The 25,073-nt window shown below is 69.8% G+C and carries 23 protein-coding genes; 15 read left to right on the top strand and 8 right to left on the bottom strand.

The window, feature by feature from the left end:
- Positions 1–49: 49 nt before the first annotated feature.
- The gene (locus ACFWJ8_RS10930) at positions 50–742 is read right to left on the bottom strand and encodes a YqaJ viral recombinase family protein (RefSeq protein WP_378811337.1); all 693 of its coding nucleotides are present in this window, start codon (positions 740–742) and stop codon (positions 50–52) included.
- A gap of 335 nt (positions 743–1,077) precedes the next feature.
- Here ACFWJ8_RS10930 and rplJ point away from each other — a divergent pair, with 335 nt between their 5' ends.
- From rplJ to ACFWJ8_RS10895, 7 genes are all read left to right on the top strand, one after another.
- A complete protein-coding gene (rplJ, locus tag ACFWJ8_RS10925) occupies positions 1,078–1,566 on the top strand; it encodes a 50S ribosomal protein L10 (RefSeq protein ID WP_018172777.1) in 489 nt (162 codons plus the stop codon).
- Between the two features lie 51 nt (positions 1,567–1,617).
- Complete coding sequence (gene rplL / locus ACFWJ8_RS10920; RefSeq protein WP_018172776.1) at positions 1,618–2,001, top strand: 50S ribosomal protein L7/L12; 384 nt, start codon at positions 1,618–1,620, stop codon at positions 1,999–2,001.
- Between the two features lie 289 nt (positions 2,002–2,290).
- Positions 2,291–3,217, top strand: coding sequence for a carbohydrate ABC transporter permease (locus tag ACFWJ8_RS10915; protein WP_378811276.1), 927 nt, complete (start codon positions 2,291–2,293; stop codon positions 3,215–3,217).
- Between the two features lie 136 nt (positions 3,218–3,353).
- Entirely contained in the window at positions 3,354–4,124 is a 771-nt protein-coding gene (locus tag ACFWJ8_RS10910; RefSeq protein ID WP_378811336.1) for a carbohydrate ABC transporter permease, read from the top strand.
- A 105-nt stretch (positions 4,125–4,229) separates the two neighbouring features.
- Positions 4,230–5,573: an ABC transporter substrate-binding protein gene (locus ACFWJ8_RS10905; protein WP_378811274.1), complete on the top strand. Its 1,344-nt coding sequence runs from the start codon at positions 4,230–4,232 to the stop codon at positions 5,571–5,573.
- Positions 5,574–5,802: 229 nt separating this feature from the next.
- On the top strand, positions 5,803–7,659 hold the full coding sequence (locus tag ACFWJ8_RS10900) for a DUF6807 family protein (RefSeq protein WP_378811272.1): 1,857 nt from the start codon (positions 5,803–5,805) through the stop codon (positions 7,657–7,659).
- Positions 7,656–8,765, top strand: coding sequence for a Gfo/Idh/MocA family protein (locus ACFWJ8_RS10895; protein ID WP_378811271.1), 1,110 nt, complete (start codon positions 7,656–7,658; stop codon positions 8,763–8,765). Before ACFWJ8_RS10900 ends, ACFWJ8_RS10895 begins: the two co-directional genes overlap by 4 nt.
- Before the next feature lie 24 nt (positions 8,766–8,789).
- Here the strand turns inward: ACFWJ8_RS10895 and ACFWJ8_RS10890 are convergent, their stop codons facing one another.
- The gene (locus ACFWJ8_RS10890; RefSeq protein ID WP_378811270.1) at positions 8,790–9,827 is read right to left on the bottom strand and encodes a LacI family DNA-binding transcriptional regulator; all 1,038 of its coding nucleotides are present in this window, start codon (positions 9,825–9,827) and stop codon (positions 8,790–8,792) included.
- 239 nt (positions 9,828–10,066) lie between these two features.
- Between ACFWJ8_RS10890 and ACFWJ8_RS10885 the strand changes: the two genes are divergently transcribed.
- From ACFWJ8_RS10885 to ACFWJ8_RS10870, 4 genes are all read left to right on the top strand, one after another.
- Positions 10,067–11,392 carry an ABC transporter substrate-binding protein gene (locus ACFWJ8_RS10885; RefSeq protein ID WP_378811268.1) on the top strand — a complete coding sequence of 442 codons (1,326 nt, stop codon included), beginning with the start codon at positions 10,067–10,069 and terminating at the stop codon, positions 11,390–11,392.
- A gap of 95 nt (positions 11,393–11,487) precedes the next feature.
- Positions 11,488–12,825, top strand: coding sequence for a carbohydrate ABC transporter permease (locus ACFWJ8_RS10880; RefSeq protein ID WP_378811266.1), 1,338 nt, complete (start codon positions 11,488–11,490; stop codon positions 12,823–12,825).
- A complete protein-coding gene (locus ACFWJ8_RS10875; protein WP_378811264.1) occupies positions 12,825–13,802 on the top strand; it encodes a carbohydrate ABC transporter permease in 978 nt (325 codons plus the stop codon). The genes ACFWJ8_RS10880 and ACFWJ8_RS10875 overlap by 1 nt, the downstream gene beginning before the upstream one ends.
- A gap of 89 nt (positions 13,803–13,891) precedes the next feature.
- Positions 13,892–16,312 carry an HAD-IC family P-type ATPase gene (locus ACFWJ8_RS10870; protein WP_378811262.1) on the top strand — a complete coding sequence of 807 codons (2,421 nt, stop codon included), beginning with the start codon at positions 13,892–13,894 and terminating at the stop codon, positions 16,310–16,312.
- Here the strand turns inward: ACFWJ8_RS10870 and ACFWJ8_RS10865 are convergent, their stop codons facing one another.
- The 3 genes from ACFWJ8_RS10865 to ACFWJ8_RS10855 are packed head-to-tail and all read right to left on the bottom strand — an operon-like array spanning position 16,313 to position 18,190.
- A complete protein-coding gene (locus tag ACFWJ8_RS10865) occupies positions 16,313–16,768 on the bottom strand; it encodes a hypothetical protein (RefSeq protein ID WP_378811260.1) in 456 nt (151 codons plus the stop codon).
- A gap of 22 nt (positions 16,769–16,790) precedes the next feature.
- The gene (locus ACFWJ8_RS10860; RefSeq protein WP_378811259.1) at positions 16,791–17,465 is read right to left on the bottom strand and encodes a DUF305 domain-containing protein; all 675 of its coding nucleotides are present in this window, start codon (positions 17,463–17,465) and stop codon (positions 16,791–16,793) included.
- 8 nt (positions 17,466–17,473) lie between these two features.
- Positions 17,474–18,190: a DUF3105 domain-containing protein gene (locus ACFWJ8_RS10855; RefSeq protein ID WP_378811257.1), complete on the bottom strand. Its 717-nt coding sequence runs from the start codon at positions 18,188–18,190 to the stop codon at positions 17,474–17,476.
- Between the two features lie 214 nt (positions 18,191–18,404).
- Between ACFWJ8_RS10855 and ACFWJ8_RS10850 the strand changes: the two genes are divergently transcribed.
- Positions 18,405–19,760, top strand: coding sequence for a multidrug effflux MFS transporter (locus ACFWJ8_RS10850; protein WP_378811255.1), 1,356 nt, complete (start codon positions 18,405–18,407; stop codon positions 19,758–19,760).
- Positions 19,761–19,767: 7 nt separating this feature from the next.
- On the opposite strand, the gene ACFWJ8_RS10845 is transcribed toward ACFWJ8_RS10850, so the two are convergent.
- Genes ACFWJ8_RS10845 through ACFWJ8_RS10835 form a run of 3 tightly spaced genes read right to left on the bottom strand, consistent with a single transcriptional unit; the run spans position 19,768 to position 21,521 of the window.
- Positions 19,768–20,463: a hypothetical protein gene (locus ACFWJ8_RS10845; protein WP_378811254.1), complete on the bottom strand. Its 696-nt coding sequence runs from the start codon at positions 20,461–20,463 to the stop codon at positions 19,768–19,770.
- Positions 20,464–20,514: 51 nt separating this feature from the next.
- Complete coding sequence (locus ACFWJ8_RS10840) at positions 20,515–21,024, bottom strand: nitroreductase family deazaflavin-dependent oxidoreductase (RefSeq protein ID WP_378811253.1); 510 nt, start codon at positions 21,022–21,024, stop codon at positions 20,515–20,517.
- Complete coding sequence (locus tag ACFWJ8_RS10835; RefSeq protein WP_378811252.1) at positions 21,024–21,521, bottom strand: nitroreductase family deazaflavin-dependent oxidoreductase; 498 nt, start codon at positions 21,519–21,521, stop codon at positions 21,024–21,026. The genes ACFWJ8_RS10840 and ACFWJ8_RS10835 overlap by 1 nt, the downstream gene beginning before the upstream one ends.
- 66 nt (positions 21,522–21,587) lie before the next feature.
- Here ACFWJ8_RS10835 and ACFWJ8_RS10830 point away from each other — a divergent pair, with 66 nt between their 5' ends.
- The 3 genes from ACFWJ8_RS10830 (at position 21,588) to ACFWJ8_RS10820 (ending at position 25,051) form a co-directional block, all read left to right on the top strand.
- Positions 21,588–22,265: a phosphatase PAP2 family protein gene (locus tag ACFWJ8_RS10830; RefSeq protein ID WP_378811250.1), complete on the top strand. Its 678-nt coding sequence runs from the start codon at positions 21,588–21,590 to the stop codon at positions 22,263–22,265.
- A gap of 68 nt (positions 22,266–22,333) precedes the next feature.
- Positions 22,334–24,331 carry a helicase HerA-like domain-containing protein gene (locus ACFWJ8_RS10825; RefSeq protein ID WP_378811249.1) on the top strand — a complete coding sequence of 666 codons (1,998 nt, stop codon included), beginning with the start codon at positions 22,334–22,336 and terminating at the stop codon, positions 24,329–24,331.
- Positions 24,332–24,379: 48 nt separating this feature from the next.
- Positions 24,380–25,051 (top strand): DUF305 domain-containing protein, encoded by a 672-nt coding sequence (locus ACFWJ8_RS10820; RefSeq protein ID WP_378811248.1) that lies wholly within the window; start codon positions 24,380–24,382, stop codon positions 25,049–25,051.
- The last annotated feature ends 22 nt before the right edge of the window (positions 25,052–25,073 follow it).

Genomic DNA, 25,073 nt, shown 5'->3' with positions numbered 1-25,073 from the left:
ACGTCGTCGCACCGACGTCCCGTGCGCGGGATCCGCGGCAGGCGTCGCGTCAGTCGGCCAGTGCCAGCGCGCGGAACGGCTCGCGCGGGGGAGCGGGCGGCTGCGGCACCCGCTCGGAACGCTGCCGCGCGCGCATGGTGCGCTCGTACAGCTCGTCGATCAATGCTGTGGCCAGGCGCACGAGCTTCGCGATCTCGGCCTCGTCACGATCGACCCACGCGCACCGCGGCTCGTCGCCGACGGGCACGAAGTCGTCGTGCTGCTCCCACGCCACGAGCGTCCGTTCGGCGCCCAGCACGTGCTGCTGCCACCACACCTGGCGCAGGTAGGAGCGGGGGATGCTGCGCCACGCCTTGTTCGTCGTCTTGATCTCGGCGAGCGTCACGCGGCCGGCCGCGTCGACGGCGATGCCGTCGGGCGTCGCGAGATGGCGCTTCTCGACGACCGCGTGGAAGAGGGCGGACGACGGCTGGATGCCGTGCGTCGCCGCGACCCAGCCTGCGATCTCGGGCTCGCGGGCGCGACCGTGCGCCGTGTACGCGTTGCCCGAGAAGCCCGAGCCCAGCAGCTTCGCGTCGGCGGCCCGCGCGATCGCCTTGTCGGAGGTCAGGGTGGCGACGTCCGTCGCCGTGATGCCCCGTGAGCGTGCTCTCACCCACGCGACCCGGTCGCGCGAGTCCGCGACGATGCGGGCCGCGAGCTCAGGAGCCTGCGCCGCGAACGCGGGCACGGCTGCGGGCATCGGGGTCACCTTTCGAGGCTACGCCGCCGGCCGGACATCCGCGGCACGACGCGCGTGCGGCACCGTGGGTGCGCGGCCGTCGCCGCCGATTTGGCGCAGGGCGAGGCATCACGTACCCTTGAACAAGCCGAAGACCGCCGGTCATCGTCGTGCGTGCAAGCGTACGAGATCGAAGCACTGCAACAGCAGGGGCCCGCGCAGGTGTCACGATGATTCTTTGAAGCTCCGTGCGCTTGCGCCGGAGCTTTTTCTTTTGCCTGCCGAGAGCAGATGGGCGGGAGCCTTCGGCTGACGCCCCGCCATCGCGGAGCGTCTCATCCACACAAGGAGTGACCATGGCGCAGAAGGATGCATCGGTCGCCGAGCTCACGAAGAACTTCGAGAACTCGAACGCCGTCCTGCTTACCGAGTACCGCGGTCTGACGGTTGCCCAGCTCAAGCAGCTGCGCAACAACATCCGTCAGGACGCGGAATACGCCGTGGTGAAGAACACGCTGACCAAGATCGCCGCGAACAACGCGGGGATCACGGCGCTGGACGAGGACCTCAAGGGCCCCTCGGCCATCGCGTTCGTGCACGGCGACTTCGTCGCCACCGCGAAGGCTCTGCGTGACTTCGCCAAGGCCAACCCGCTTCTCGTGATCAAGGGTGGCGTTTTCGAGGGCAACGCCCTCAGCGCCGACGAGGTCAACAAGTACGCCTCGCTGGAGAGCCGTGAGGTTCTGCTGGCGAAGGCCGCGGGCATGATGAAGGCGACGATGGGCAAGGCTGCTGCCACCATCGACGCGCTTCGCGAAAAGCTGGAGACCGCCGAGGCCGCGTGAGCGACTCGTACGTCTTTCCCACACAAACCCCATTTATCTAGGAGATACATCATGGCGAAGCTCACCACTGAGGAGCTGCTCGAGCAGTTCGCTGGCCTGACCCTTGTCGAGCTCAGCGAGTTCGTGAAGGCGTTCGAGGAGAAGTTCGACGTCACCGCTGCTGCTCCCGTCGCCGTTGCCGGCGCCGGTGGCGCGGGTGCCGCGGCCGAGGTCGAGGAGGAGAAGGACTCGTTCGACGTCATCCTCGAGGCTGCCGGCGACAAGAAGATCCAGGTCATCAAGACGGTCCGCGAGCTCACCTCGCTGGGCCTCGGCGAGGCCAAGGCGCTCGTTGACGGCGCTCCGAGCCCCGTCCTCGAGGGCGCGAACAAGGAGACGGCCGACAAGGCCAAGGCCGCCCTCGAAGAGGCCGGCGCGACGGTTACCCTCAAGTAATCTCGTCCCTTCCACGAAAGCCCCGGGTGCTCGCACCCGGGGCTTTCGTCATGCCCGGAAGCGGCCGAGTCGTCGTTCCTGAACATCGACTCGCGTAAGCCCTTTCTCGGGCTTCAAGTCGGTCAACAGTCCTGATTTTCCGCAAACTCTTGCGCTCCGGCATCCGATCTGACAAGAATGAGAAAGCGCATTCCAGAAAGCGCATTCTCGACTCTTCGACGACGATGAATCCGGAGGACACGGTGACGACGACGCACCGTCCCAGCACGAGGCCGCACGGAGCCGCCGCATGAGCGCGCTCGGCGAGCTCGGCCGCCTGAAGGGCGCCGCAGCGGTAGGAAAGAAGCAGAACAAGGCTGCCTACCTGTTCCTCGCGCCGTGGTTCGTGGGCCTCGCGCTCGTGACCATCGGCCCGATGATCGCCTCGCTCGCGCTCTCATTCACCCGCTACAACCTGTTGAGCCCGCCCAAGTTCAACGGCTTCGACAACTACGTGCGGATGTGGGAGGACGAGCGGCTGCACACCGCGCTCCAGGTGACCTTCACCTACGTGTTCGTGTCGGTGCCGCTCCAGCTCGCGGTGGCGCTGTTCCTCGCGATCATCCTCGACCGCGGCCTGCGCGGCCTGGCGTTCTACCGGTCGGCGTTCTACCTCCCCTCGCTCCTCGGGGCGAGCGTGGCCATCGCGATGCTGTGGCGCCAGATCTTCGGCGTCGACGGTCTCATCAACCAGGTGCTCGCGTGGTTCGGCATCGAGGGCCAGGGGTGGATCTCCAGTCCCGACACGGCGCTGGGCACGCTGATGATCCTGCACGTGTGGACCTTCGGCTCGCCCATGATCATCTTCCTCGCAGGTCTGCGCCAGATCCCGTCGATGTACTACGAGGCGGCCGCCGTCGACGGCGCCAACCGCCGGCAGCAGCTGTTCCGCATCACGATCCCGCTGCTCACCCCGATCATCTTCTTCAACGCGGTCCTGCAGCTCATCGGCACGTTCCAGTCGTTCACGCAGGCCTACATCGTGTCGGGCGGCACCGGCGGGCCTGTCGACTCGACGCTCTTCTACACGCTGTACCTGTACCAGCAGGGTTTCGCGAACTTCAACATGGGCTACGCCTCGGCGATGGCCTGGCTCCTGCTCATCATCACCGCGCTGCTGACCGTGGCGGCGTTCTGGTCCTCAAAGTTCTGGGTGTTCTACGATGACGAAAATTGACCCCGAGCCCGTCGTGGCCCTGCCCACCGAGACGATCGTCACCGGCCGTCCGCCCGCTCGCCGGCAGCCGAGCCCGTTCCGCAAGCCGCTGACGAGCATCGTCCGGCACACGCTGCTGATCGCGCTCGCCGCACTCATGCTCTATCCGGTGATCTGGATGGTCGTCAGCTCCCTGCGGCCGAACGACGAGATCTTCCGTGAGCCCGGGATCATCTTCGACAGCTTCGAGATCTCGAACTACACCGACGGCTGGAACGCCCTGCAGTACCCGTTCAACGTGTATCTGTGGAACTCGGCCGTGATCGTGGTCGGCTGCATCGTCGGCAACCTCGTCTCGTGCTCGATGGCCGCCTATGCGTTCGCGCGACTGGAGTTCACGGCCAAGCGCCTGTGGTTCGGCATCATGCTCCTGAGCATCATGCTCCCGATCCACGTGATCATCGTGCCGCAGTACATCCTGTTCTCGCAGCTGGGCTGGGTGAACACGTTCCTGCCCCTGATCGTGCCGAAGCTGCTGGCCGTGGACGCGTTCTTCGTGTTCCTGATGGTCCAGTTCATCCGCGGCATCCCGAAGGAGCTGGACGAGGCCGCGCGCATCGACGGAGCCGGCCACCCGCGCATCTTCCTGCAGATCATCCTGCCGCTGATGACGCCGGCGCTCGCCACCACCGCGATCTTCACCTTCATCTGGACGTGGAACGACTTCTTCTCGCAGCTGGTGTTCCTCACCAAGCCCGAGCTGTACACCGTGCCGCTCGCGCTGCGCTCGTTCGAGGACGCGCAGAGCGTGACCAACTACGCCCAGATGTTCGCGATGAGCGTCGTCTCGCTCGTGCCCATCTTCCTGATCTTCCTGTTCGGCCAGAAGTTCCTCATCAAGGGCATCGCGACGACCGGGATCAAGTGACATCCAGAGGCATTGGATGCCGCACACGCAGTTCACGGACCGTCCGGTCCGTCCTCATCACACGCACCACCCCACACACCGACTCCGGTCGAAAGGATGCAAGACATGCGACGCAACCGAACCGCAGCCCGATGGGCGCAGTTCGCCGCGTTCGGCGCAGCGACGACGCTCGCGCTGACCGCGTGCGCAAGCGGGACCCCCACCGAGGAGCCGGCCACCGGCCCGACGCTGTCGGACGAGCCCGTCACCCTCACGTTCACGTGGTGGGGCAACGACGTCCGTCACGAGATCACGCAGCAGCTCATCGACGCCTTCGAGGCGGAGCACGACAACATCACGATCGAGCCGCAGTACACCGACTGGGCCGGCTACTGGGACAAGCTCGCGACCACCGTGGCCGCCGGCGATGCGCCCGACATCATCCAGATGGACGAGAAGCAGCTCTCGACGTATGCGGCCAACGGCGTGCTGCTGGACCTCGGCAGCCTCGGCGACCTGCTGCCGACCGGCGACTTCCCCGACTCGGTGCTCGGCACCGGCGCGCTGGACGGCACACAGTACGGCATCCCCGTCGGCATCAACACGTACACCTACATGGCCAATACGGACGTGCTCGACAGCCTCGGCATCGACCTGCCCGACGACGAGACCTGGTCGTGGGACGACCTCAACGAGATCGCCGAGGAGGTCTCGGCGGCCGGCGGCGGCACGGTCGTCGGCTCGCAGTCCTGGGGCTTCGAGGACGGCGGCCTCAACAACTGGCTGCGCCAGCACGGCGAGTCGCTGTACGCCGAGGACGGATCGCCCGAGGTCGCGGCCACCGAGAAGACCCTCGCCGCGTGGTGGCAGAACCTGCTCGACGTGACCGAGGCGGGTGGCACGCCCGATCCTTCGGCGACCATCGAGCGCGAGTCGGCCGGCCTGGCGGAGTCGTTCACGGCGACCAACCAGTCCGCGTTCGGGCCGTGGTGGTCGAACCAGGTCGCGGCGCTGCGCTCGGCGAGCGGCCAGAACCTCGTGCCGCTCATGGTGCCCACGGACGACGAGGGCGAGGGCGCGGCGGCCTACTACAAGCCGTCGATGTTCTGGTCGGGCTCGGCCAAGACGGAGCATCCTGCCGAGGTGGCGCTGTTCCTCGACTTCCTGTCGAACAGTGAGGAGGCCGCCGACCTGCTGCTCGCCGAGCGCGGCGTCCCGGCGAACGAGAAGATCCGCGAGTACATCACGCCCAAACTGGGCGAGGTCGACCAGGAGGTCGTCGAGTTCCTCGACAAGATCGCACCGCGCGTGGGCGATGCCCCGCCGGCGACCCCGCCGGGCGGCGGCGCGATCGAGACGATCATCGACCAGCACACCCAGCGGGTGCTGTTCGGCGAGCTCACGCCCGCCGACGCCGCGAAGAGCTTCATCAAGGAGCTGCAGCGGGCTCTCGACGACGCCGCCATCTAGCCGCGAAGGGCCGCGCCGTCCCCCCGGGGCGCGGCCCATCGCCTCCAGACCCGCACGGGGCCGGACCGACGTGATGAGGGGTCCGGTCCCGCGCGGCACCCCGCGCGCCGGCACGCCCGGCGCCCGCGGCCGCCGGCATCCCTGTCCCGCACCGCAACACCGGGAACACAGGCGAATGCGCCCCACCGTGCTCGCGCACGCCCATGATTGACGAAAGAGAGGAACCGCGTTGACCGAGGTCACGTCGCGCCCCATCACGATGGCGCAGGTCGCACAGTACGCCGGTGTGTCACAGGCGTCGGTGTCGCGCGTCCTCAACGGCGTCGCCACCGTCGATCCCGCGATCGTCGCGAAGGTCAACCGGGCCGTCGCCGCGCTGAACTACTCGCCCAGCGAGGCGGCGCGCAGCCTCGTGCGGGGGAGCAGTCACACGATCGCCCTGCTCGTGCCCGACCTCGAGAACCCGCTGTTCCAGGGCGTGCTCAAGGGGCTGACCGTCGCGGCTGCCCGCGACGGATACCGCGTGCTCGTCGCCGACAGCGCCGAGGCCGTGGGTGTCGAGGCCGAGATCGCGAGCGAAGCACGCAGCAAGTGCGACGCGCTGGTGCTCGTCTCGCCCCGCATGCCCGACGCCGAGCTGCGCGAGCTCATCCAGCGCACGACACCGGTCGTCGTGGTGAACCGCCGCGTCGACGACACCCCGGCCGCACAGCTGTCGGTCGACTACGCGACGGCGGTGAAGGAGCTCGGCATGCACCTGCGCGGCTTCGGCCACCGGCGCATCGCGTACGTCGCGGGCCCGCCGCTCAGCTACGCGAACGAGCTGCGCGCCCAGGGGCTCGGCGAGCTCGCACGCGAGCACCCCGACCTGGAGCTCCTCACCATCCCGGCCGGTTCGAGCATGGAGGACGGCTACGACGCCGCGGACGCCGTGCTCGAGACCGGGGCGACCGCGGCCATCGCGTTCAACGACCTCGTGGCACTCGGCCTGATGTCGCGTCTGCGCGAGGTCGGCGTCGAGGTCCCCGAGCAGCTGTCCATCGTCGGGATCGACGACATCCCGCAGTCACGCTTCGCCGCCCCGCCGCTCACGACCATGTCGGTCCCGCGGATCGAGATCGGGCGGCAGGCCTGGAACCGCATGCGGCAGGCACTGGACGGCGAGAGCGCCGACCACCCCCTGTTCTATCGTCCCGTCCTCGTTGCGCGGCGCAGCTCCGGCCCCGCCTCACACGCCAGCGGCTGGGTCGGACCTGCGCGTCCGGTGCTGAGGCTCGGGTCGACGGTCGTCGCGCAGTACGAAGAGGGCACGAGCGTCGACTCGGTCCTCTCGCCGCGGCCGTACCTCGACGCGGTCATCTCGCGCACCGGCACGCCGCTCACGGTCACAGAGCCCACCGACCACCCCCATCACCTCGGAGTGAGCCTCGCGATCGCCGACGTCAACGGCACGTCGTACTGGGGCGGTCGCACGTACGTGCGCGGCGAGGGCTCGATCATGGTGCCCAACCACGGCCGCCAGCGTCGCGATCGGCTGCACATCGACGGGCACGTGCTCGACGAGCGCCTCAGCTGGGTCGACGAGCACGGCACGACGCAGCTGGTCGAGGTGCGCGAACTGCGCTCCGCGGAGCTCGCGAACGGCTGGGCGCTGCGCTGGCGCAGCCACCTGAAGGCGACGCTGGATGCCATCACGTTCGGCTCGCCCGCCACCAACGGCCGCGAGGGCGCGGGGTACGGCGGTGTCTTCTGGCGGTTCGCCCCCGAGATCGCCCGGGTCTTCAGCCCGGCCGGCGACACCGAGCGCGATGTGCACGGCGCGGCCACCGAGTGGCTGGCCTTCACGTTCCCCGACCGCGGCACGACCGTGGTCCTCACCCAGGGCGCCGAGCGGATGCCCTGGTTCGTGCGGTTCGCGGAGTACCTCGGCGCCGGGCCGTCCGTCGCGTGGGACGAGCCGCGGACGATCCCCGAGGGCGGCGAACTCGACCTGGAGCTCACCGCGTACGTGCTCGACGAGGAGCTCGCCGACGCCGCGGCCGTCGAGTCCGCACTGCCCCGCCTGCGTGCGGAGGCAGGGCTGTGACCGGACGTCTGCGGGTCGGCATCGCGGGGGTGCACGGCCACGGACGCTCGCACGTCGACGCGACGCTCGCCCGTTCGTCGGTGCTCGAGCTCGTGGCCGTCGCCGACCCGCGCGGAGGCGGCGATGTGCCGGGCGCGACGCGTGTCTTCGGCGACGCCGCCGCCATGCTCCGCGACGTCGAGCTCGACATCGCGATCCTCAGCACCCCGATCCCGACCCATGCCGAGCTCGCCGCCCTCGCGCTCTCGCGCGGCGCGCACGTGCTCCTCGAGAAGCCTCCGGTCCCGTCGGTCGCCGATCATCGCGAGCTCCTGAGAGCGGGGGATGCCGCGGGTCGCTCCGTGCAGGTCGGGTTCCAGTCCCTGGGCAGTCCGGGGGTGCGGGCCGTCGCCGAGACGGCGGCATCCGGGGTCATCGGAGACACGCTGCACTACGGCGCCGTCGGACTGTGGTCGCGCTCGGAGCAGTACTGGCGGCGCGCGCCGTGGGCGGGTCACCGCGTGATCGACGGCCGGCTCGTGGCGGACGGCGTCGTGACGAACCCGCTCGCGCACGCGATCGCGACGGCCTTCGCGATCGCCGGTGCAGCGATGCCCGAGGACGTCGTCGACGTCGACGCCGACCTCCGCCGCGCGAACGACATCGCCACCGACGACACGTCGTCGCTCGTGGTGACGCTCCGCGACGGAGCGCGCTTCGCGGCCGGGCTCGCGGTGACGGCCGCCCGGCGCCACGAACCGTACGTCCTGGTGCGCGGAACCCGTGGCCATCTCGTGTACCACTACACGCTCGACACGCTGCACGTCTTCCGCGACGGCCGGTCGCTGCCGCGCACCTTCGAGTTCGAGCGCGTGGCGCTGCTCGACGACCTTGCCGCCCACATCCGCGACGGCTCCGATCTTGCCGCGCCCCTCTCGAGCACGGGTGCCTTCACACGCCTGCTCGAGGCCGTCGTCTCGGCGCCGGCGCCGGCGCCGGTCGATGACGCGCTCGTGAGGTCCACGCGTTCCGGCGATGAGACGTTCCGCGTCGTCGACGGCATCGAGGACGCGGCCGAGGCCGTCGCGTGGGAGGGCCGCACGTTCCGCGGGCTCGGCCTGCTCTGACCCGCCGAGGACCGGGACGGGGGATCAGGGGCCGACGCCGATGATGGCCGACGCGTCGTCGTCGACCGGAGCAGTGGAGTTGCGGACGACGAGGGGCGACGGCTCGTACAGACGGTGCGTCTGGGCTCCGGGCTCGTCGATCTGACGCAGCAGCAGCTCGGCCGCAGCACGCCCCTGCTGGTGGGGACGCTGCTGCAGCGTCGTGAGCGAGAACATGTCGGCGTAAGCGTGGTCGTCGATGCCGACCACGCTGAGGCGCTCGGGTACCCGGATGCCGAGCCGCCGGGCCGCGATGATCGCCCCGACGGCGACCTCGTCGCACACTCCGACGATCGCCGTCGGGCGCGTGCGCCGGTCGCCGAGCAGCTCGACGGCGGCACCGTAGCCGCCCGGCATCGCGACCTCGGACTGCACATGGCGAGCGGAGGCTCCCAGCCCGGCATCGTGCATCGCCGCGAGATAGCCGTCGAGCCGGAGGCCGTCGCCGAAGCTCGTGCGCCGGCCGTCGGGATCGCCGCCCAGGAAGACGATGTCGCGGTGGCCGAGCCCGATCACGTGGTCGGTGGCGATGCGCGCGGCGGCCTCGTCGTCGATCGACACGGCATTGGTGCCCACGTCGTAGCCGCCGACGCTCACGACCGGCTTGCCGAACGCCACGAGGCGCTCCAGCTCTCGCGCGTTCGGCTCGATGCCGATGGCGATCAGCCCGTCGAACCTCTTGCGGGCGAGGAAGTGCTCGAACATCTCCCGGCGGGCGGCGGACTCGGGCGGCGCCCCGTAGAGCGCGAGGTCGTAGCGGCGCTCGAGCAGGGCATCCTGGACGCCCTCCAGCACCTGGGCGAAGAACCAGCGGTCGAGCGACGGCATGACGACGCCGACCGTCTGGGTGCGCCCGGTGACGAGGCTGACCGCGCTGGTGGTGGGGACGTAGCCGAGAGCGGCGGCGGCATCCCTCACCCGCTCTCGCGTTGCCTGCGACACGTAGCCGCCGCCGGTCAGCGCGCGCGAGGCGGTCGACTTCGACACGCCCGCCGCGCGTGCCACTTCGGCGATGCCCGCCATCGGGTCCTCCTCGCACTTCGGCGACCCCGGTGTCGCCGAATCTGGAACCGGTTCCAGCGTTCATCATGCCCTGATCGCTCCCGGCCCGCCACCCGGACGGCGCTGTTTACCGAGTTGTGACCCACGGTCATTGTGCGGCTCTGCGGCATCCCCTAGCGTGAGCATGGAATCGGTTCCCGATCTCTCACGTGCGGGGGCACTGAGGTGCGGCCCGCGGACTCAAGGAGGAGGCAGCGAACATGACTGCACTGCGATCACGTCGTCACGGCTACATCGCTCTGGGGCTCACGGCCATCGCGGCTGTGACCCTCGCAGGCTGTGCGGAGGGCGGTGACAGCGGCGATTCTGGCGAGAGCAAGACGGTCCAGATCTCCGGCGGCATCACCGGCTCCGAAGCCGACAACCTGCAGAAGTCGTTCGATCAGTTCACGAAGGACACCGGCGTCAAGGTCGTCTACACCGGCGACAAGGGCTTCGAGGGAAACATCGTCACGAAGGTCGCGGGAGGCTCCGCGCCCGACATCGCCATCGTCCCGCAGCCCGGCCTGCTCGCCTCGCTCGTCGGCACCGGCGAGGTCAAGGAGGGCACCCAGGCGGTGGCCGACAATGTCGACAAGTACTGGGCTCCGGCCTGGAAGGACTACGGCAGCGTCGACGGCACGTTCTATGCCGCGCCGATGCTCGCCAACGTCAAGGGCTACGTCTACTACTCGCCCAAGAGCTTCCAGGAGTGGGGCGTCGAGGTTCCCAAGACGTGGGACGACCTTCTCGCCCTGACCGCCACCATCCAGCAGAAGACGGGCACACCACCCTGGTGCGCCGGCTTCTCGTCCGGTGACGCGTCGGGCTGGCCCGGCACCGACTGGATCGAGGACCTCGTGCTCCGCCAGGCGGGCGCAGACGTCTACGACAGCTGGGCCTCGGGCGACACGCCCTTCACCGACCCCGACATCGAGGCCGCGTTCGACTCGGTGGGCAAGATCCTGCTCGACCCGAACTACGTCAACGCCGGCTTCGGCGACGTCAAGAGCATCAACTCGACGGCGTTCGGTGATGTGGCGGCCAAGATCGCCGACGGCTCCTGCGCGCTGACCCACCAGGCGTCGTTCCTCACGGCCAACCTGCTGACGGTGCAGACCGCCGACGGCGCGACTCCGACGATCGCCCCCGACGGCGACGTGTACGCGTTCGTGCTGCCGGGCGTCAAGGAGGGCGACCAGTCGGTCGAGGGCGGCGGCGAGTTCGTCACCGCGTTCTCCGACGACGAGAACACCCAGAAGGTGCTCGAGTACATGTCGACGCCGGAGTTCGCCGACGCACGAGTCAGCCTCGGCGGCGCGATCTCGGCCAACACCGGAGCGGACCCCTCGCTGGCCTCCAGCGAGTTCCTGACCGAGGCCATGACGCTGCTGCAGGACCCGGCCACGACGTTCCGCTTCGACGCGTCCGACCTGATGCCGGCCAGCGTCGGATCGGGCTCGTTCTGGCGCGGCATGGTCGACTGGATCGACGGCAAGCCCACGCCGCAGGTCCTGAGCGACATCCAGGCGGGTTACGAGAACTGACGGCTCTCACCCCGGCGTCGGATCCGCGCGGTCATCGTGCGGATCCGGGGCCGGGGTGACGGCATCCGTCGACGATGACGGGGGAAGGGTCACACATGTCGCACACCGCAACCACGCCGACGCAACAGAAGCAGGCGCCACCGACGCACCCGACGAAGAAGCAGCCCTCGCAGACGACGACGCGCGTCGTCGCCGCGATCGGGGGGATCCTCATCGTCGCGCTGGTGATCTTCATACTCATCGGCGGACCGCAGCCGGACGCCAAGCCGGTCTCACTCGGGTTCTCGTTCAACTCCTTCTTCCGCTGGATCGGAGAGATGGGCCCGATCGTCCAGATCCCGCTCGTGCTCGTCATCTTCGCCGCCGTCGTCGGGATCCTGCTGCTGCTCATCGAGTACGCGCCTCGGCACGGCAGGGGCTACTTCTGGCTGCGCCTGGTCACGAGCTTCGCGATCCCGCTGCTCGCGTTCATGATGCTGCGGCCGTACCAGAACGCGGTCGTCTACGTGGTGATCATCGCGCTCATCGCGGGCGGCCTGCTGTTCTACATGGACTATCGGGCCCGTGAGGGCGCAGGCTACCTGTACCAGCTGACGCTGTTCCTGGCGCCGGCGTTCATCATGCTGCTCGTCGGGCTCATCTACCCCGCGATCTCGACGGTCATCCAGTCGTTCTACGACAAGACCGGCGAGAACTTCGTCGGCATGGACAACTACGTCTGGGCGTTCACGAACCCGCAGGGGTTCTGGTCGATCATCAACACCCTCATCTGGGCGGTGTTCGTGCCCATCTTCGCCACGGTCGTGGGCCTGGCCTACGCGGCGTTCATGGAGCGGGCGCGCGGCGAGCGGCTGCTCAAGGTGCTCGTGTTCATGCCGTTCGCGATCGCTCCGGTGAGCATCAGCCTCATCTGGAAGTTCGTCTACGACTACCGGCAGGGCGACCAGATCGGCCTCCTCAACGCGATCGTCGTCGCCTTCGGCGGCGAGCCGGTGCGCTGGCTCGACACGTGGCCTCTCGTCAACACCTTCTGCCTGCTCATCGCGTTCGTGTGGGCGCAGACGGGCTTCGCGATGGTGATCCTCTCGGCGGCGATCAAGGCCGTGCCCGTCGAGCAGATGGAGGCCGCGCAGCTGGACGGCACGACGTCCTGGCAGCGGTTCATCAACGTGACCGTGCCGGGCATCCGGACGTCCATCGTCGTGGTGCTCACCACGGTCACGATCGCCGCACTGAAGCTGTACGACATCGTCGCGGTGATGACCGGCGGCCGGTCGAACTCGACGGTGCTGGGCTTCGAGATGGTGAACCAACAGCAGCGGTTCCAGAGCTACGGCCACGCCGCGGCGCTGGCTGTGCTGATCTTCGTGTTCGTCGCGCCGCTGATCGTCTACAACGTCATACAGCTGCGCAAGCAGAGGGAGGTGCGGTGATGGCCGCCGTCGAGACCGCCGCGACGCCGAAGTTCGACCGGAGCGCCGCCCGCAAGGTCGCCCGTGAGACGCGGCGCAACGAGGCGCAGGCGCAGAAGCGCCTCACCTCGCCCGTCGCCACCGTGATCGCGATCCTGATCGCGTTCCTCTGGACGATCCCGACCCTCGGCCTGCTCATCACGTCGTTCCGCCCCGGTGCGGACTCGGCCTCCACGGGCTGGTGGACGGTGTTCACCAACCCGGACTTCACGCTGGGCAACTACCAGGAGGCCCTGACCTCGGGTGGCACAGCGCTCACCCTCGGTCAGTCGTTCCTGAACTCGCTGGCCATCACCATCCCGGTGACGGTGTTCGTGATCTCGATCGCGGCGCTCGGGGCGTATGCCTTCGCGTGGATGGACTTCAAGGGCCGCGGGTTCCTGTTCGTCGCGATCTTCGCGCTGCAGATCGTGCCGATCCAGATGGCGCTGGTGCCGCTGCTCAGCCTGTTCTCGCGGGGGCTCGAGATCGCCGGGGTGGGGATCTTCCCGGGGCTGGAGCTGCGCGAGATCGATCACAGCTTCGCGACCATGTGGATCGCCCACGTGATGTTCGGCCTGCCGCTGTCGATCTTCCTGCTGCACAACTTCATGGCGGAGATCCCGTCCGACGTGATCGAGGCGGCGCGCGTGGACGGCGCGGGGCACGGCCAGATCTTCTTCCGGATCATCCTGCCGCTGTCGATGCCGATCCTCGCGTCGTTCGCGATCTTCGAGTTCGTCTGGGTGTGGAACGACCTGCTGGTGGCGACGATCTTCGCGCCGACATCGTCGTTGCCGATGACGCAGACGCTCAACTCGCTGTCGGGTTCGTGGGGCGACCGCTGGTACCTGGTGTCGGCGGGCGCGTTCCTCGTGCTCGTCGTGCCGATGATCGTGTTCCTCGCACTGCAGCGGTTCTTCGTGCGCGGCCTCATGGCGGGCGCGACGAAGGGCTGACCGATCGGAGAGTGGATGCCTCGGCCCCGCGCTCGGCGCAGGGGCCGAGGCATCCACTTCTCCGAGTCACGGATCGCTAACCTGATCGCATGGACGCCTCCGCAGACGCCCCGGCCGCCCCCGTGCTCGATCCCGGGCTGAGCGCCGCGGACGTCGCCGAGCGGGTCGCGGCAGGTCGCACGAACGCCCACACGGCCGATACGAGCCGGAGCGTCTGGAACATCGTGCGGGCGAACGTCTTCACGCTGTTCAACGGCATCGTGTTCGCGTGCTTCTTCGTGCTGTTCCTGCTGGGGCGATGGCAGGACGCCCTCTTTGGCATCGCGGCGTTCGCGAACTCGATCATCGGGTGCGTGCAGGAGTTCCGCGCCAAGGCGGCGCTCGACCGACTCGCCCTGCTGAACGCCCCGCGCGCCCGGGTGCGCCGTGAGGGCGACGAGGCCGAGATCGCGCCGGAGGACGTCGTGATCGACGACATCCTGGTGCTGCGTGCGGGCGATCAGGTGCCGGCCGATGCCGACGTCATCGAGAGCCGTGGCCTGCAGATCGACGAGTCGATGCTGACCGGCGAATCCGACGCGGTCGACAAGCAGCCCGGCGACGAGGCGCTGTCGGGATCCATCGTGGTGGCCGGCGAGGGCGCCGCGCGCGCGACCCGGGTCGGAGCGGATTCGTACGCGAACCGGTTCGCCGGCGAGGCCAAGCGCTTCTCCCTCGTGGCGTCAGAGGTTCGCAACTCGGTCAACCGCGTGCTCAAGTGGATGAGCTGGATCATCGGCCCCGTGGGCCTGCTCGTCTGCAACGCGCAGATGATGGTGTTCGGCGGGTGGGATGAAGCCTTCGAGAGCGGCGACTGGGTGCAGGCGATCGTCAATTCGATCGCCGCGATCACCGCGATGATCCCGCTCGGGCTCGTGCTGATGACGTCGATCGCGTTCGCCGTCGCGGCCGCCAAGCTCGCGTCGAAGCAGGTGCTCGTGAACGAGCTGCCCGCGGTCGAAGGACTCGCCCGCGTCGACGTGATCTGCCTCGACAAGACCGGCACGCTCACCGCGGGCGAGATCGCGTTCGACGCCCTGCAGCCCCTCGGCGATGCCGTCCTCGGCCAGAAGGCCGTGCTGGGCTGGTTCGGCGCCGCGCCGGACGCGAACGCCACCGCCCGGTGCCTGCGCGAGCCGTTCCCGGTCACCGAGCCGCTCACCGCCGGGGCGTACATCCCGTTCTCGTCCGCCCGCAAGTGGAGCGCGGTCTCGTTCGCCGCCGGTCCCGCGGGCGCGTGGGTGCTGGGTGCCCCCGAGATGGTGTTCGGGGATGCCGCCACCGACCGGTCGGCCGAGCTCGGCCGCGTCGTCAGCGAGCTCGCCTCGACCGGGCGCCGTACGCTGGTGCTCGCACACGCCCACGAGCCGATCACGCCGGCCGACGTCGCCGACGAGCGTCTCCCGGCCGGCCTCGCCGCGGTCGCGGTCGTGACCTTCCAGGAGCAGGTGCGGCCCGATGCGGCGCAGACCCTGGAGTACTTCGCCGCGCAGGGCGTGGGCGTCCGCGTCATCTCGGGCGACAATCCGCGCACGGTCGCCGCGATCGCGCGCAGCGTGGGCGTCGACGTGGCGGAGGGCTTCGACGCACGGCGCCTACCAGACGACGATGACGAGCTCGGCGAGGTGCTCGAGCACAACCTCGTGTTCGGGCGCGTGACGCCCGAGCAGAAGAAGCGCATGGTCATCGCGCTGCAGCAGCGGGGCCACACGGTGGCGATGACCGGTGACGGCGTGAACGACGCCCTCGCCATCAAGACCGCCGATCTGGGCATCGCGATGAACTCCGGGGCCGCCGCCACCAAGGCGGTCGCCCGCATCGTGCTGCTCGACGGCCGCTTCTCGCACCTGCCCGAGGTCGTCGCCGAGGGGCGTCAGGTCATCGCGAACATCGAACGTGTGTCGATGCTGTTCTTCACGAAGACGGCCTACGCGACGGGCCTCGCGGTGCTGTTCGGCCTGCTGGTGCTGCCGTTCCCCTTCCTGCCGCGGCAGCTGTCGATCACCGACGGTCTGACGATCGGCATCCCGGCGTTCTTCCTGGCACTGCTGCCCAACACGCAGCGCTACGTGCCGGGGTTCCTGCGGCGCTCGCTGAGCTTCGCGATCCCCGCGGGCGCGATCATCGCGATCTCGCTCACGCTCTACTCGCTGGCCGCCACGGCGATCGGCATCGGTCAGCCAGAGCTGCGCACCGGCTCGACGATCATCCTCGCGATCGTCGGCATCTGGGTGCTGACGGTGCTGTCACGGCCGATCACGCGCCTCAAGGGGATCATCATCGGCGCGATGTTCATCGGCCTCGTCGGCGTGTTCACGATCCCGTTCCTGACCGAGTTCTTTCAGCTCGTCGACCCCGGCGAAGAGGCCGCATGGCTCATCGTGGTCGTGACGGCGCTCACGATCGGCGCGATCGAGATCGTGCGGTTCTTCCACCGTCGCTACGTGGCGAAGGCGCTCGCCGCGGTGTGATCAGCCGGCGGGCGTCTGATCCGGCGCGGCGTCTGTCGTCGGGCGCACGAAGTGTCGAGAGCCCGGCGGCGCCCACAGCGCGACCAGGATCAGGGCTTCGATCGCGAGGTCGATCGTCGAGCCCCAGTCCCACCCGTCCGTGGTCACGATCGTCATCACGCTCAGCACGACGAGCACTCCGAGGTAGATCGTCGCGAACGTGCGCGACAGGCGGCTGCCGCGCGCGAGGCCCGAGGCCATGCCGATCAGCAGCAACCCGAACAGGATCACCGCCGCGCCGAGCAGCGACACGCGCAGCACGTCGGCCTCGGCGACCTCGTAGCGGCTGAGCAGCACCACGACGCCGAGCGCGACGTTGGCGAAAGCGCTCACGTACACAAGGACGACGGCGATCGTGACGATCACGGGGCGGCGCCGGCGGGGCTCCACGGCGGTCACGGACGGGTCGGCGCTCACGCGACCACTGTAACGATCGGGCTCAGCCAGAGCACCCCAATCGGTCCTGGATCGAGTGCATGGCGTCGATCTCGGCCGTCTGGCCCGTCTTCATGGCCTGCGCGACCTCGAGCGCGCGGGGGTCGCGGCCGAGTTCCAGCAGCGCGTCAGCCATGGGGATCGCACCCTCGTGGTGACGGAGCATGAGCACCAGGAACTGACAGTCCGCGGCGGTGCCTGTGGCAGCCTGCAGCGCGGCGATCTCGTCGGCGGATGCCATCCCCATCGCGTCGCGGGCCTCTGCCTCGGTCATCGGCTCCGACGACGCCTGACCGTGCTCGTGGCCCGGGGACGAGGCATCCATCCACTGCATCATGGGGCCGCCGGCCTGGGGGAGACCCCATCTCACGAGCCAGTCGAACATCTCGCCGCGCTGCGCGGCCTGCGACGTCGCGATGTCGTACGAGAGCGCGCGCAGCTCTTCGTCATCGGTCTTGCGGTAGATCTCCATCGCCAGCTCGACGGCCTGCGCGTGATGCGCCTGCATGTCGCGCGAGAAGCCCGCCTCCGGTGACGAGGTGCCGGGCGTCGACGCGGCGGACTGCGTGCCGAACATCGTGAAGCGTCCGACGGCGAAGCCGAGCGCGCCGATCAGCACGAGCGCCACGACGATGACGATCCATCGTTGCGCGCGGCCGGCCGAGGGCGCGTCCGACATCGCGGTCCTTACTTCTTGCCGGGGGCGTCGAGCCCGCCGGTGCACATCGCGTTCGGCTCGGGGGCGTTCGTGGAGTGCCAGTACGCGGTGATGAATTCCTTGATGCGCGCGTCGTCGGCGGAGTCGACCTTGAGCTGCGCGTTCCACGCGCTCACCGCGATGGGGGTGTCCATGTCTTCGTACGGCGACATCGTGGCGAAGGTCGACGGCATGAGGGCCTCGAGCTTCGCGACATCGTCCGCCGAGACCTGGGCAGGGTCGTACGTGATCCACACGGCGCCGTGCTCGAGGTCGTGCACGGCGTTCTCGTTGGGGACCGGCTCGGTGTAGATGCCGCAGTTCAGCCAGATGGCGTTGTGATCGCCGCCGGCGGGCGGGGTCTGCGCGTAGTCGACGGCGCCCTGGACGTGGGTCGCGGTGTTGTCGAAGGTCTCGACGCCCTCGATGCCGCTGCCGTCGCCGTCGCCGCGCGCGTACGTGGGCGCCGGCGCGGGGGCGAAGACGAAGGATGCCACGATCGCAGCGATCACGGCGACCGCGGCCGTCGAGCCGACGATCCACCACACGAGCTTGCCGCGGCGGCGCTTGGCGAGCTGCTTCTGGTACTCGGCGAGCTTGTCCTGCCGCTTCTGCTCGCGCTGCTGCTTGACGCTGAGGTTGATGTGGGCCTGAGTGGCCGGGTTGCCGCTCGTGCGCTTGTCGGCGGGGGTCGGGGTCGGGGTCATGTGCTCGATCTCGGCTCGGCCGCCGGGCGCGGGGCCCGCGGGCTGGGGTGCTGGACTGTCTTCATCCTATGCGGCCGCATGCAAGCGGGGCCTGGGAAGGAGCCGACAGCGACGGGGTTTGCGGGCCGGTTCGAGGCATCCGCTATCCTGGATTCTCGAATCGATTCGACTGGTCCTGTCACCTGATTCCCGCGCCCCGAAACGAAATACGCCGTTGCTCGATACCGCCTCCGTTCCCGTCCAGAAGCCAGAAGACCGTCCCACTGAGCCCCGTCCGGCGCCCCGCACCGACACCGGCGCCATCCGCACCCTCGGCAGCAACCCGGCCACCGCGCCGATCGTGCTGCACCCCGGCGACTCGATCCCGCACCGCCGCCGGGTGCTCTACATCGTGCTGCTCGGCGCCCTCACGGCGCTCGGCCCATTCACGATCGACCTCTACCTGCCCGCATTCCCGGTGCTGGAAGAGGACTTCCAGACCACGGCCGCGCTCATCCAGCTGACCCTCACGGGCACCATGATCGGCTTCGCGCTCGGCCAGCTGATCGTGGGGCCGCTGAGCGACAAGGTCGGCCGGCGCGTGCCGCTGCTCAGCGTCACGGCGCTCCACGTGCTCGCCAGCACCGCCGCGGCCCTCGCTCCGACGCTGGAGCTGCTGTCGGTGGCGCGCGTCCTGCAGGGAGCCGGAGCCGCCGCGGGCGGCGTCGTCGCCGCGGCCATCGTGCGCGACCTGTTCGGCGGACGCCGGCTCGTCGTGATGCTGTCGCGTCTCGCGCTCGTGTCGGGCGTGGCGCCCGTGCTCGCCCCTCTCGTCGGCTCGGCGCTGCTGGCGGTCATGCCGTGGCGAGGCATCTTCGTCGTGCTCGCGGTCTACGGCGCGGTCATGCTGTTGTCGGCGATCATCTTCCTGCCCGAGACCCTGCCCAAGGCCCGACGCAGCGAACGCGGCACCACGACGGTCTGGCAGCGCTATCGCAGCGTGTTCAGCGACCGCGTGTTCATCGGCGTGCTGATCATCGGCGGCATGACCTTCTCGGGCATGTTCTCGTACCTGTCGAGCTCGTCGTTCCTGTTCCAGCAGACGTACGGCTTCGACGCGCAGCAGTACGGCATCCTGTTCGCGGTCAACTCGCTCGGCGTCGTGCTGGGTGTGCAGACGGCGTCCCGCCTCGCGGCGCGCTTCGGCCCGCAGTGGGTCATGGCCTGGTCGACGGCGGTGCTCGTGCTGGCGGGAGCCGCCATCGTCGTCACCGACCAGCTGGGCCTGGGCCTGTGGGGCACCGTCGTTCCGCTGTGGGTCTTCATCGCGGCGTGCGGGTTCACGTTCCCGTGCGTGCAGGTGCTGGCGCTCGATCGTCACGGCAAGGCGGCCGGCACCGCGCAGTCCATCATCGGCGCCACGAACTTCGGTGTCGCAGGGCTGGTGTCTCCGCTCGTCGGCTGGATCGCTCGGGATGCCGGCATCACGGCGACCACGATGGCCTCGGTCATGGTCGGCTGCGCCGTCGTCGGCGTGCTGGCGCTGTGGTTCGTGGTGCGTCCGCGCACGGTGGAGCGACTCGCGCCCTGAGCGCGGGTCAGCTGCAGAACCCCACCGGTGGCAGGTCGTAGGTCGCCGTCATGCTGTGCACGTGCCCGTCGGAGACCTCGAACAGCAACGAACCCTCGTCGTCGCTGAGGACGTAGTGCGTGCTCGGGTCGTCTGACGTCCCGCGTGGATCGTCCCACGGCTCAAGGTCCGGGTAGGCGGCCGCCAGATCGTCGGAACTGCTGCCCAGGACGATGCCGGCAGCGGTTCGGGGCGACTCCGGCAGGGGACCGGTGGCCTCCGCTCCGACATCGAAGACGGTCACCGCGCGGAAGAAGCCCGGGTGCTCCGGCGTCGAACTGCCGCTCACGCCCGTGATCACCCGCAGACTGGAGGCGGAGTCCGCGGGGTCGTATGCGGTGAGTCCCTCGCACTGCTGCGTCTTCGTGAACGCCGGCTCGAAGAGGTGATCGAGCTGCTCGCCGTCGATGTCTCCGAGTGTTCCCGGCCCGATCGATGACGTCGTCACCAGCCACGTGGCGGGGTCTGCGGGGTCCTGCGTGACGACCGTCGGCGTCGGCGTCGGCGTCGGCGTCGGCGTCGGCGTCGGCATCGACGTCGATGGAACCGCGCTCGCCGACGGCGAGGCGCCGGCATCCGGGGCGGACGGTGTCGCGCAGCCACCGAGGACGACCACAGCGGACAACACGACGAAGGCGATGGAGGACCGGCGTCGGTGCATCATGCAGACATCCTATGGACGGAGGATTCCGCATCCGGCATACGCGCGGTCGGTTCAGCGCCGCGGGTCGTGAGAAAGCGGCCGGCGCACCGGCTGCAGCACGAAGATGCGCGCGGTGCGGCCGGCGTCGCGCTCGTACTGGCGGTAGTCCGGCCACTGCGCCTCCATGAGTGCCCATGCCGCGTCGCGTTCGGCGTCGGGCACCAGGGTCGCGCGGACGGCCATGCGCCGGCCGCGGACGGTGATCTCGACATCCGGGTGGGCGAGCAGGTTCGCCGTCCACGCGGGATGCCGGGCGCCCGCCCAGTTCGTCCCCGCCACCAGTGCGCGCCCGCGGCCGTCGGCGGTGTACATGAGCGGCGCGTCGCGCGGCTCGCCGGACTTCGCGCCGATCGTGTGGAGCACGAGCGAGGGGACCAGGAAAGCGGTGAGCTGCACGCGGCCGCCGGTGAGCCGGGACACGAACCGCTCCAGTGGCGGCAGCACGCTGGTCGCGAAGCGGCGGAACCACCCGGTGCGCGAGAGCGGGGCGGCGAACTCGCGCACGGCGTCGATGAAGGGCATCACTCGGTCCTTTCGACCGGCTGCAGGCGGAACAGGCGCACGGTGCGCCCCGATTCGCGCTCGTAGTCGCGGTACCCCGGCCACTGCGCCTCGATACGCGCCCACACGGCGTTGCGCTCGGCGTCGGGCACCATCGTCGCATGCACCGGCATGCGGCGGCCGCGCACGGTGATCGCGGCGTCGGGGTGCGCGAGCAGGTTCGACGTCCAGGCGGGATGCCGCGACCCGGCGAAGTTCGTGCCGGCGACGATGGCGCGGCCGTGTCCGTCGGGCGTGTACATGAGCGGCACGTCGCGCGGCTCGCCCGAGCGTGCGCCGACGGTGTGCAGCACGAGCGAGGGCACCAGCAGCGCGCTGAGCTGCACGCGGCCTCGTGACACTGCGGCGATCAGACGCTCGACCGGGGGCAGCAGCACCGGCCCGATGAAGCGCCGGAACACCCGCGTGCGGGTGAGCGGTGCGATCACCGTGCGCAGTGCGTCGACGACGGAGGTCATGCGAACATCCTGGCCGCCGCGTGTCCACCCGCGCGGACGCCGCACCCGTGCGGGCAGAATGGGGCGATGACCGACGTGCGACGCGCAGATGCGGGCCCGCGGGTGGCCAGGACGGTAGCCGTCCAGCTCATCGTGGGCGGGCTGCTGACGCTGGCCTCGGTCGCGCTGGGGTGGTGGATCTTCAGCAGGGGCGTCGGCCCGTTCCCCATCGACGAGTGGTGGAACGCGCTCGTGGCCGAATGGTGGCATCCCGCCCTGGTGGGGTTCTCGCGTGTCATGAACTGGCTGGGGGGCGGCTGGGTCGGAGTGCTCGCGGTGCCGATCGGCGGTGCGATCGGCCTCGTCCTCGTGCGCCGGCCGTGGGCGGCGGCCTACTTCCTCGCGGCCGAGGCGGTGTCGGCGGGGCTCGTGCAGGTGCTCAAACACGCCTTCGGACGCGTGCGCCCCGAAGACATCCTCGTGGTGTCCGACTACGGCTCGTACCCGTCCGGGCATGTCGCCAACGCCGCCACGATCGCGGTCGCCGCATTCCTGATCTTCCCGCGCCTGTGGGTCGCCGTCGTCGGCGCCGCGTGGGTCGTGCTGATGGCCTTCAGCCGCACGTATCTGCACGCACACTGGCTGTCCGACACCGTCGGCGGCGCCCTCATCGGCGCGGGGGCGGCCCTGCTCGTCGCGGCTGCCTTCGCGGTGCCGATGACCCGCGAGAGAGCCGTCCCGACGGACCCCTCAACTCGGCGCTGACGCGTCGAGCGGTGCCCCTGGCCGCGTGGGCCCCTCCGCCTCCCGAGGTGCCTGGCTAGGCTGAGCCCATGACCTCGCCCGAGTCCGAGCCCACCGCATCCGACCCGGCCGTCGCGGCCGCCGAGGCAGAGCTGGCACGACTCCGTGCCGAGGCCGAGGCCGCCGAGGCGCAGCTGAAAGCCGCGCAGGCGAAGGCGGCGCTCGCGGCCGCCGAGGCCGAGGCCGCGAAGGCTCGCGCGGGCAGCCCTTCGACGAGCTCGGGCACCGGAACCCCGGCGCCCGCGCCGGCCGCGTCTGCACCGGCCGCGTCTGCACCGGCCGCGTCTGCCCCGGTCGCTGAGCCTGTCGAAGCGCCGGTCGCCGATGCGCCGGTGGCGGCGGCATCCACTCCTCCTGCACCGTCCGAGCCGGTCGAGGGAGCGCCGCTCGACGCCGCCGAGGTCGCGGCCGTCGTCAAGGGATACACGTTCGAGGCGTCGACGCTCGACCTCGGTGCGCTCGTCAACGGCGAGCCGGTCGCCGAGGCGCAGATCCGGATCCCGCTCGGCATGATGAACCGTCACGGGCTGGTCGCCGGCGCGACCGGCACCGGCAAGACCCGCACGCTGCAGGGGCTGGCCGAGCAGCTGGCTGCGAAGGGCGTGCCGGTGTTCGCCGCCGACATCAAGGGCGACCTGTCGGGCGTCGCGACTCCCGGCGAGTCGAACGAGAAGCTGCTCGCACGCACGCGGGCGATCGGGCAGGACTGGAAGCCGGAGGCGTCGGTCACCGAGTACTTCGCGCTCGGCGGCGTCGGCAAGGGCGTGCCGGTCCGCGCGACGGTCTCGGGCTTCGGGCCGCTGCTGCTGAGCAAGGTGCTCGGGCTGAACGCGACCCAGGAGTCGAGCCTGGGCCTCGTGTTCCACTACGCCGACGCCAACGGACTCGCCCTCGTCGACCTGTCGGACCTGCGCGCGGTGCTGACGCATCTCACGAGCGACGAGGGCAAGGCGGAGCTCAAGGAGCTCGGCGGGCTCTCGGCCGCGACGGCGGGCGTGATCCTGCGAGAGCTCATCACGTTCGCGGATGCCGGCGCCGACGTGTTCTTCGGCGAGCCCGAGTTCGCCGTCACGGACTTCCTGCGCACGGCTCCCGACGGGCGGGGCTTCATCAGCCTGCTCGAGGTCCCGGGGGTGATCGACAAGCCGGCGCTGTTCTCGACGTTCCTCATGTACCTGCTGGCGGAGCTGTTCGAGATCCTCCCCGAGGTGGGGGATGCCGACAAGCCGAAGCTCGTGTTCTTCTTCGACGAGGCGCACCTGCTGTTCAAGGATGCGTCGAAGGACTTCCTGGCCGCGATCACGCAGACCGTACGGCTCATCCGTTCCAAGGGGGTCGGCGTGTTCTTCGTCACGCAGACCCCGAAGGATGTGCCGTCGGACGTGCTCGCCCAGCTCGGCTCGCGCGTGCAGCACGCGCTGCGCGCGTTCACGCCGGACGACGCGAAGGCGCTGCGCGCCACCGTCGGCACGTACCCGAAGTCAGGCTACGACTTGGAGCGCGTGCTGCAGGAGCTCGGCACCGGCGAGGCGATCGTTACGGTGATGAGTGAGAAGGGCGCGCCGACCCCGGTCGCGTGGACGCGGCTGCGAGCGCCGCAGGGCCTCATGTCGCCGACCCCCGACCCCGCCATCGAGGCCGCGGTGAAGGCATCGCCGCTGCTGGCCAAGTACGGCACCGCGATCGACCGGGAGTCCGCCCGGGAGATCCTCGCGGCCAAGATGAAGGCGGCCGACGACGCGGCCGCGGCGGAGGACGCAGCGCTCGCCAAAGCGAAGGCCGATGCCGAGTACGCCAAGCAGAAGGCCGCCATCGACAAGCAGCAGGCCGCCGCCGACAAGGCGAGCGCCGCCGCCGAGAAGAGGGCGCAGCAGGAGTACGAGCGCCTGCTCAAGAAGACCGCCGGCACGACGCGCACGTCGCGCAGTTCACAGAAGTCCCCCATCGAACAGATCCTGAACTCCAAGTCGACGCAGACTATCCTCGGGGGAGTGATCCGCGGGATCTTCGGCACCGGCAAACGCTGAGCCCGTCCCGGCCCGTGGATCGGCCCCTCGATCCCGGAAGGCCTTCGCGTGCGCAGACCGAAGACCGTCGCCGTGCTCGTGGCCGCCGTCGTGGCCGCCACCGCCGGAGCGGCGCTCGCCGTGCTCGGCGTGCCCGTGGGCGAGTCCTCGCCGGCCGAGGCCGTGCCCAGTGCACGCCCGTCGGCGGACGGGCAGGGCGTGACGGCATCCCCCGCTCCCGCCGACGTCGATGACACCGTCACCGCCGACGACTACTGCTATGTCGAGGCGATGATCTACTACCGCGTCAAGGAGGAGGAGCTCGCCCAGACGCTGCTGCGCAAGGATGACATCGCGCCCGCGGCCGAGTCCTTCGCGAAGCGGGTGCTCGGCGACGACCTCGCCGAGCTCGACGGCCTGCGCGCCTGGTACGTGTCGTGGGCCCCGGCACGTCCGCTCGAGGCACCCGCCGACGGCCCCTGCGGGGGTCACGGCTCCGATCACGCACAGATGCCCGGCATGCCGACCTGGTCCGCCGAGCAGGGCCTCGTCGACGCGCAGTCGCCCGACGCGGAGCGGCGCTACGCCGAGATCGCGCGCGACCAGAACGCCGGCATGGTGGCCCTCGTCACACTGATCCTCGACGGCGACCCGCATCCCGACGTCCGCGACTCGGCCGAAGACGTGCTCGAGCGCGAGAAGACCGACGCCGCGGAGCTGGCGGCGCTGCTCGCGCCCTGAGCCGGAAGCGTTCGAGGCATAC

The organism is Microbacterium sp. NPDC058389 (genome assembly GCF_042722305.1).
Taxonomy (GTDB): Bacteria; Actinomycetota; Actinomycetes; order Actinomycetales; family Microbacteriaceae; genus Microbacterium.
The sequence above is the reverse complement of the archived record's forward strand: the minus strand, read 5'-3'. Positions and strand labels throughout refer to the sequence as shown.

Bases quoted from the DNA above. Each gene is read 5' to 3' on its own strand.
- ACFWJ8_RS10930 (WP_378811337.1), bottom strand. From the start codon at position 742: ATGCCCGCAGCCGTGCCCGCGTTCGCGGCGCAGGCTCCTGAGCTCGCG.
- rplJ (WP_018172777.1), top strand. From the start codon at position 1,078: ATGGCGCAGAAGGATGCATCGGTCGCCGAGCTCACGAAGAACTTCGAG.
- rplL (WP_018172776.1), top strand. From the start codon at position 1,618: ATGGCGAAGCTCACCACTGAGGAGCTGCTCGAGCAGTTCGCTGGCCTG.
- ACFWJ8_RS10915 (WP_378811276.1), top strand. From the start codon at position 2,291: ATGAGCGCGCTCGGCGAGCTCGGCCGCCTGAAGGGCGCCGCAGCGGTA.
- ACFWJ8_RS10910 (WP_378811336.1), top strand. From the start codon at position 3,354: ATGCTCTATCCGGTGATCTGGATGGTCGTCAGCTCCCTGCGGCCGAAC.
- ACFWJ8_RS10905 (WP_378811274.1), top strand. From the start codon at position 4,230: ATGCGACGCAACCGAACCGCAGCCCGATGGGCGCAGTTCGCCGCGTTC.
- ACFWJ8_RS10890 (WP_378811270.1), bottom strand. From the start codon at position 9,827: ATGGCGGGCATCGCCGAAGTGGCACGCGCGGCGGGCGTGTCGAAGTCG.
- ACFWJ8_RS10885 (WP_378811268.1), top strand. From the start codon at position 10,067: ATGACTGCACTGCGATCACGTCGTCACGGCTACATCGCTCTGGGGCTC.
- ACFWJ8_RS10880 (WP_378811266.1), top strand. From the start codon at position 11,488: ATGTCGCACACCGCAACCACGCCGACGCAACAGAAGCAGGCGCCACCG.
- ACFWJ8_RS10875 (WP_378811264.1), top strand. From the start codon at position 12,825: ATGGCCGCCGTCGAGACCGCCGCGACGCCGAAGTTCGACCGGAGCGCC.
- ACFWJ8_RS10870 (WP_378811262.1), top strand. From the start codon at position 13,892: ATGGACGCCTCCGCAGACGCCCCGGCCGCCCCCGTGCTCGATCCCGGG.
- ACFWJ8_RS10860 (WP_378811259.1), bottom strand. From the start codon at position 17,465: ATGTCGGACGCGCCCTCGGCCGGCCGCGCGCAACGATGGATCGTCATC.
- ACFWJ8_RS10855 (WP_378811257.1), bottom strand. From the start codon at position 18,190: ATGACCCCGACCCCGACCCCCGCCGACAAGCGCACGAGCGGCAACCCG.
- ACFWJ8_RS10845 (WP_378811254.1), bottom strand. From the start codon at position 20,463: ATGATGCACCGACGCCGGTCCTCCATCGCCTTCGTCGTGTTGTCCGCT.
- ACFWJ8_RS10840 (WP_378811253.1), bottom strand. From the start codon at position 21,024: ATGCCCTTCATCGACGCCGTGCGCGAGTTCGCCGCCCCGCTCTCGCGC.
- ACFWJ8_RS10835 (WP_378811252.1), bottom strand. From the start codon at position 21,521: ATGACCTCCGTCGTCGACGCACTGCGCACGGTGATCGCACCGCTCACC.
- ACFWJ8_RS10830 (WP_378811250.1), top strand. From the start codon at position 21,588: ATGACCGACGTGCGACGCGCAGATGCGGGCCCGCGGGTGGCCAGGACG.
- ACFWJ8_RS10825 (WP_378811249.1), top strand. From the start codon at position 22,334: ATGACCTCGCCCGAGTCCGAGCCCACCGCATCCGACCCGGCCGTCGCG.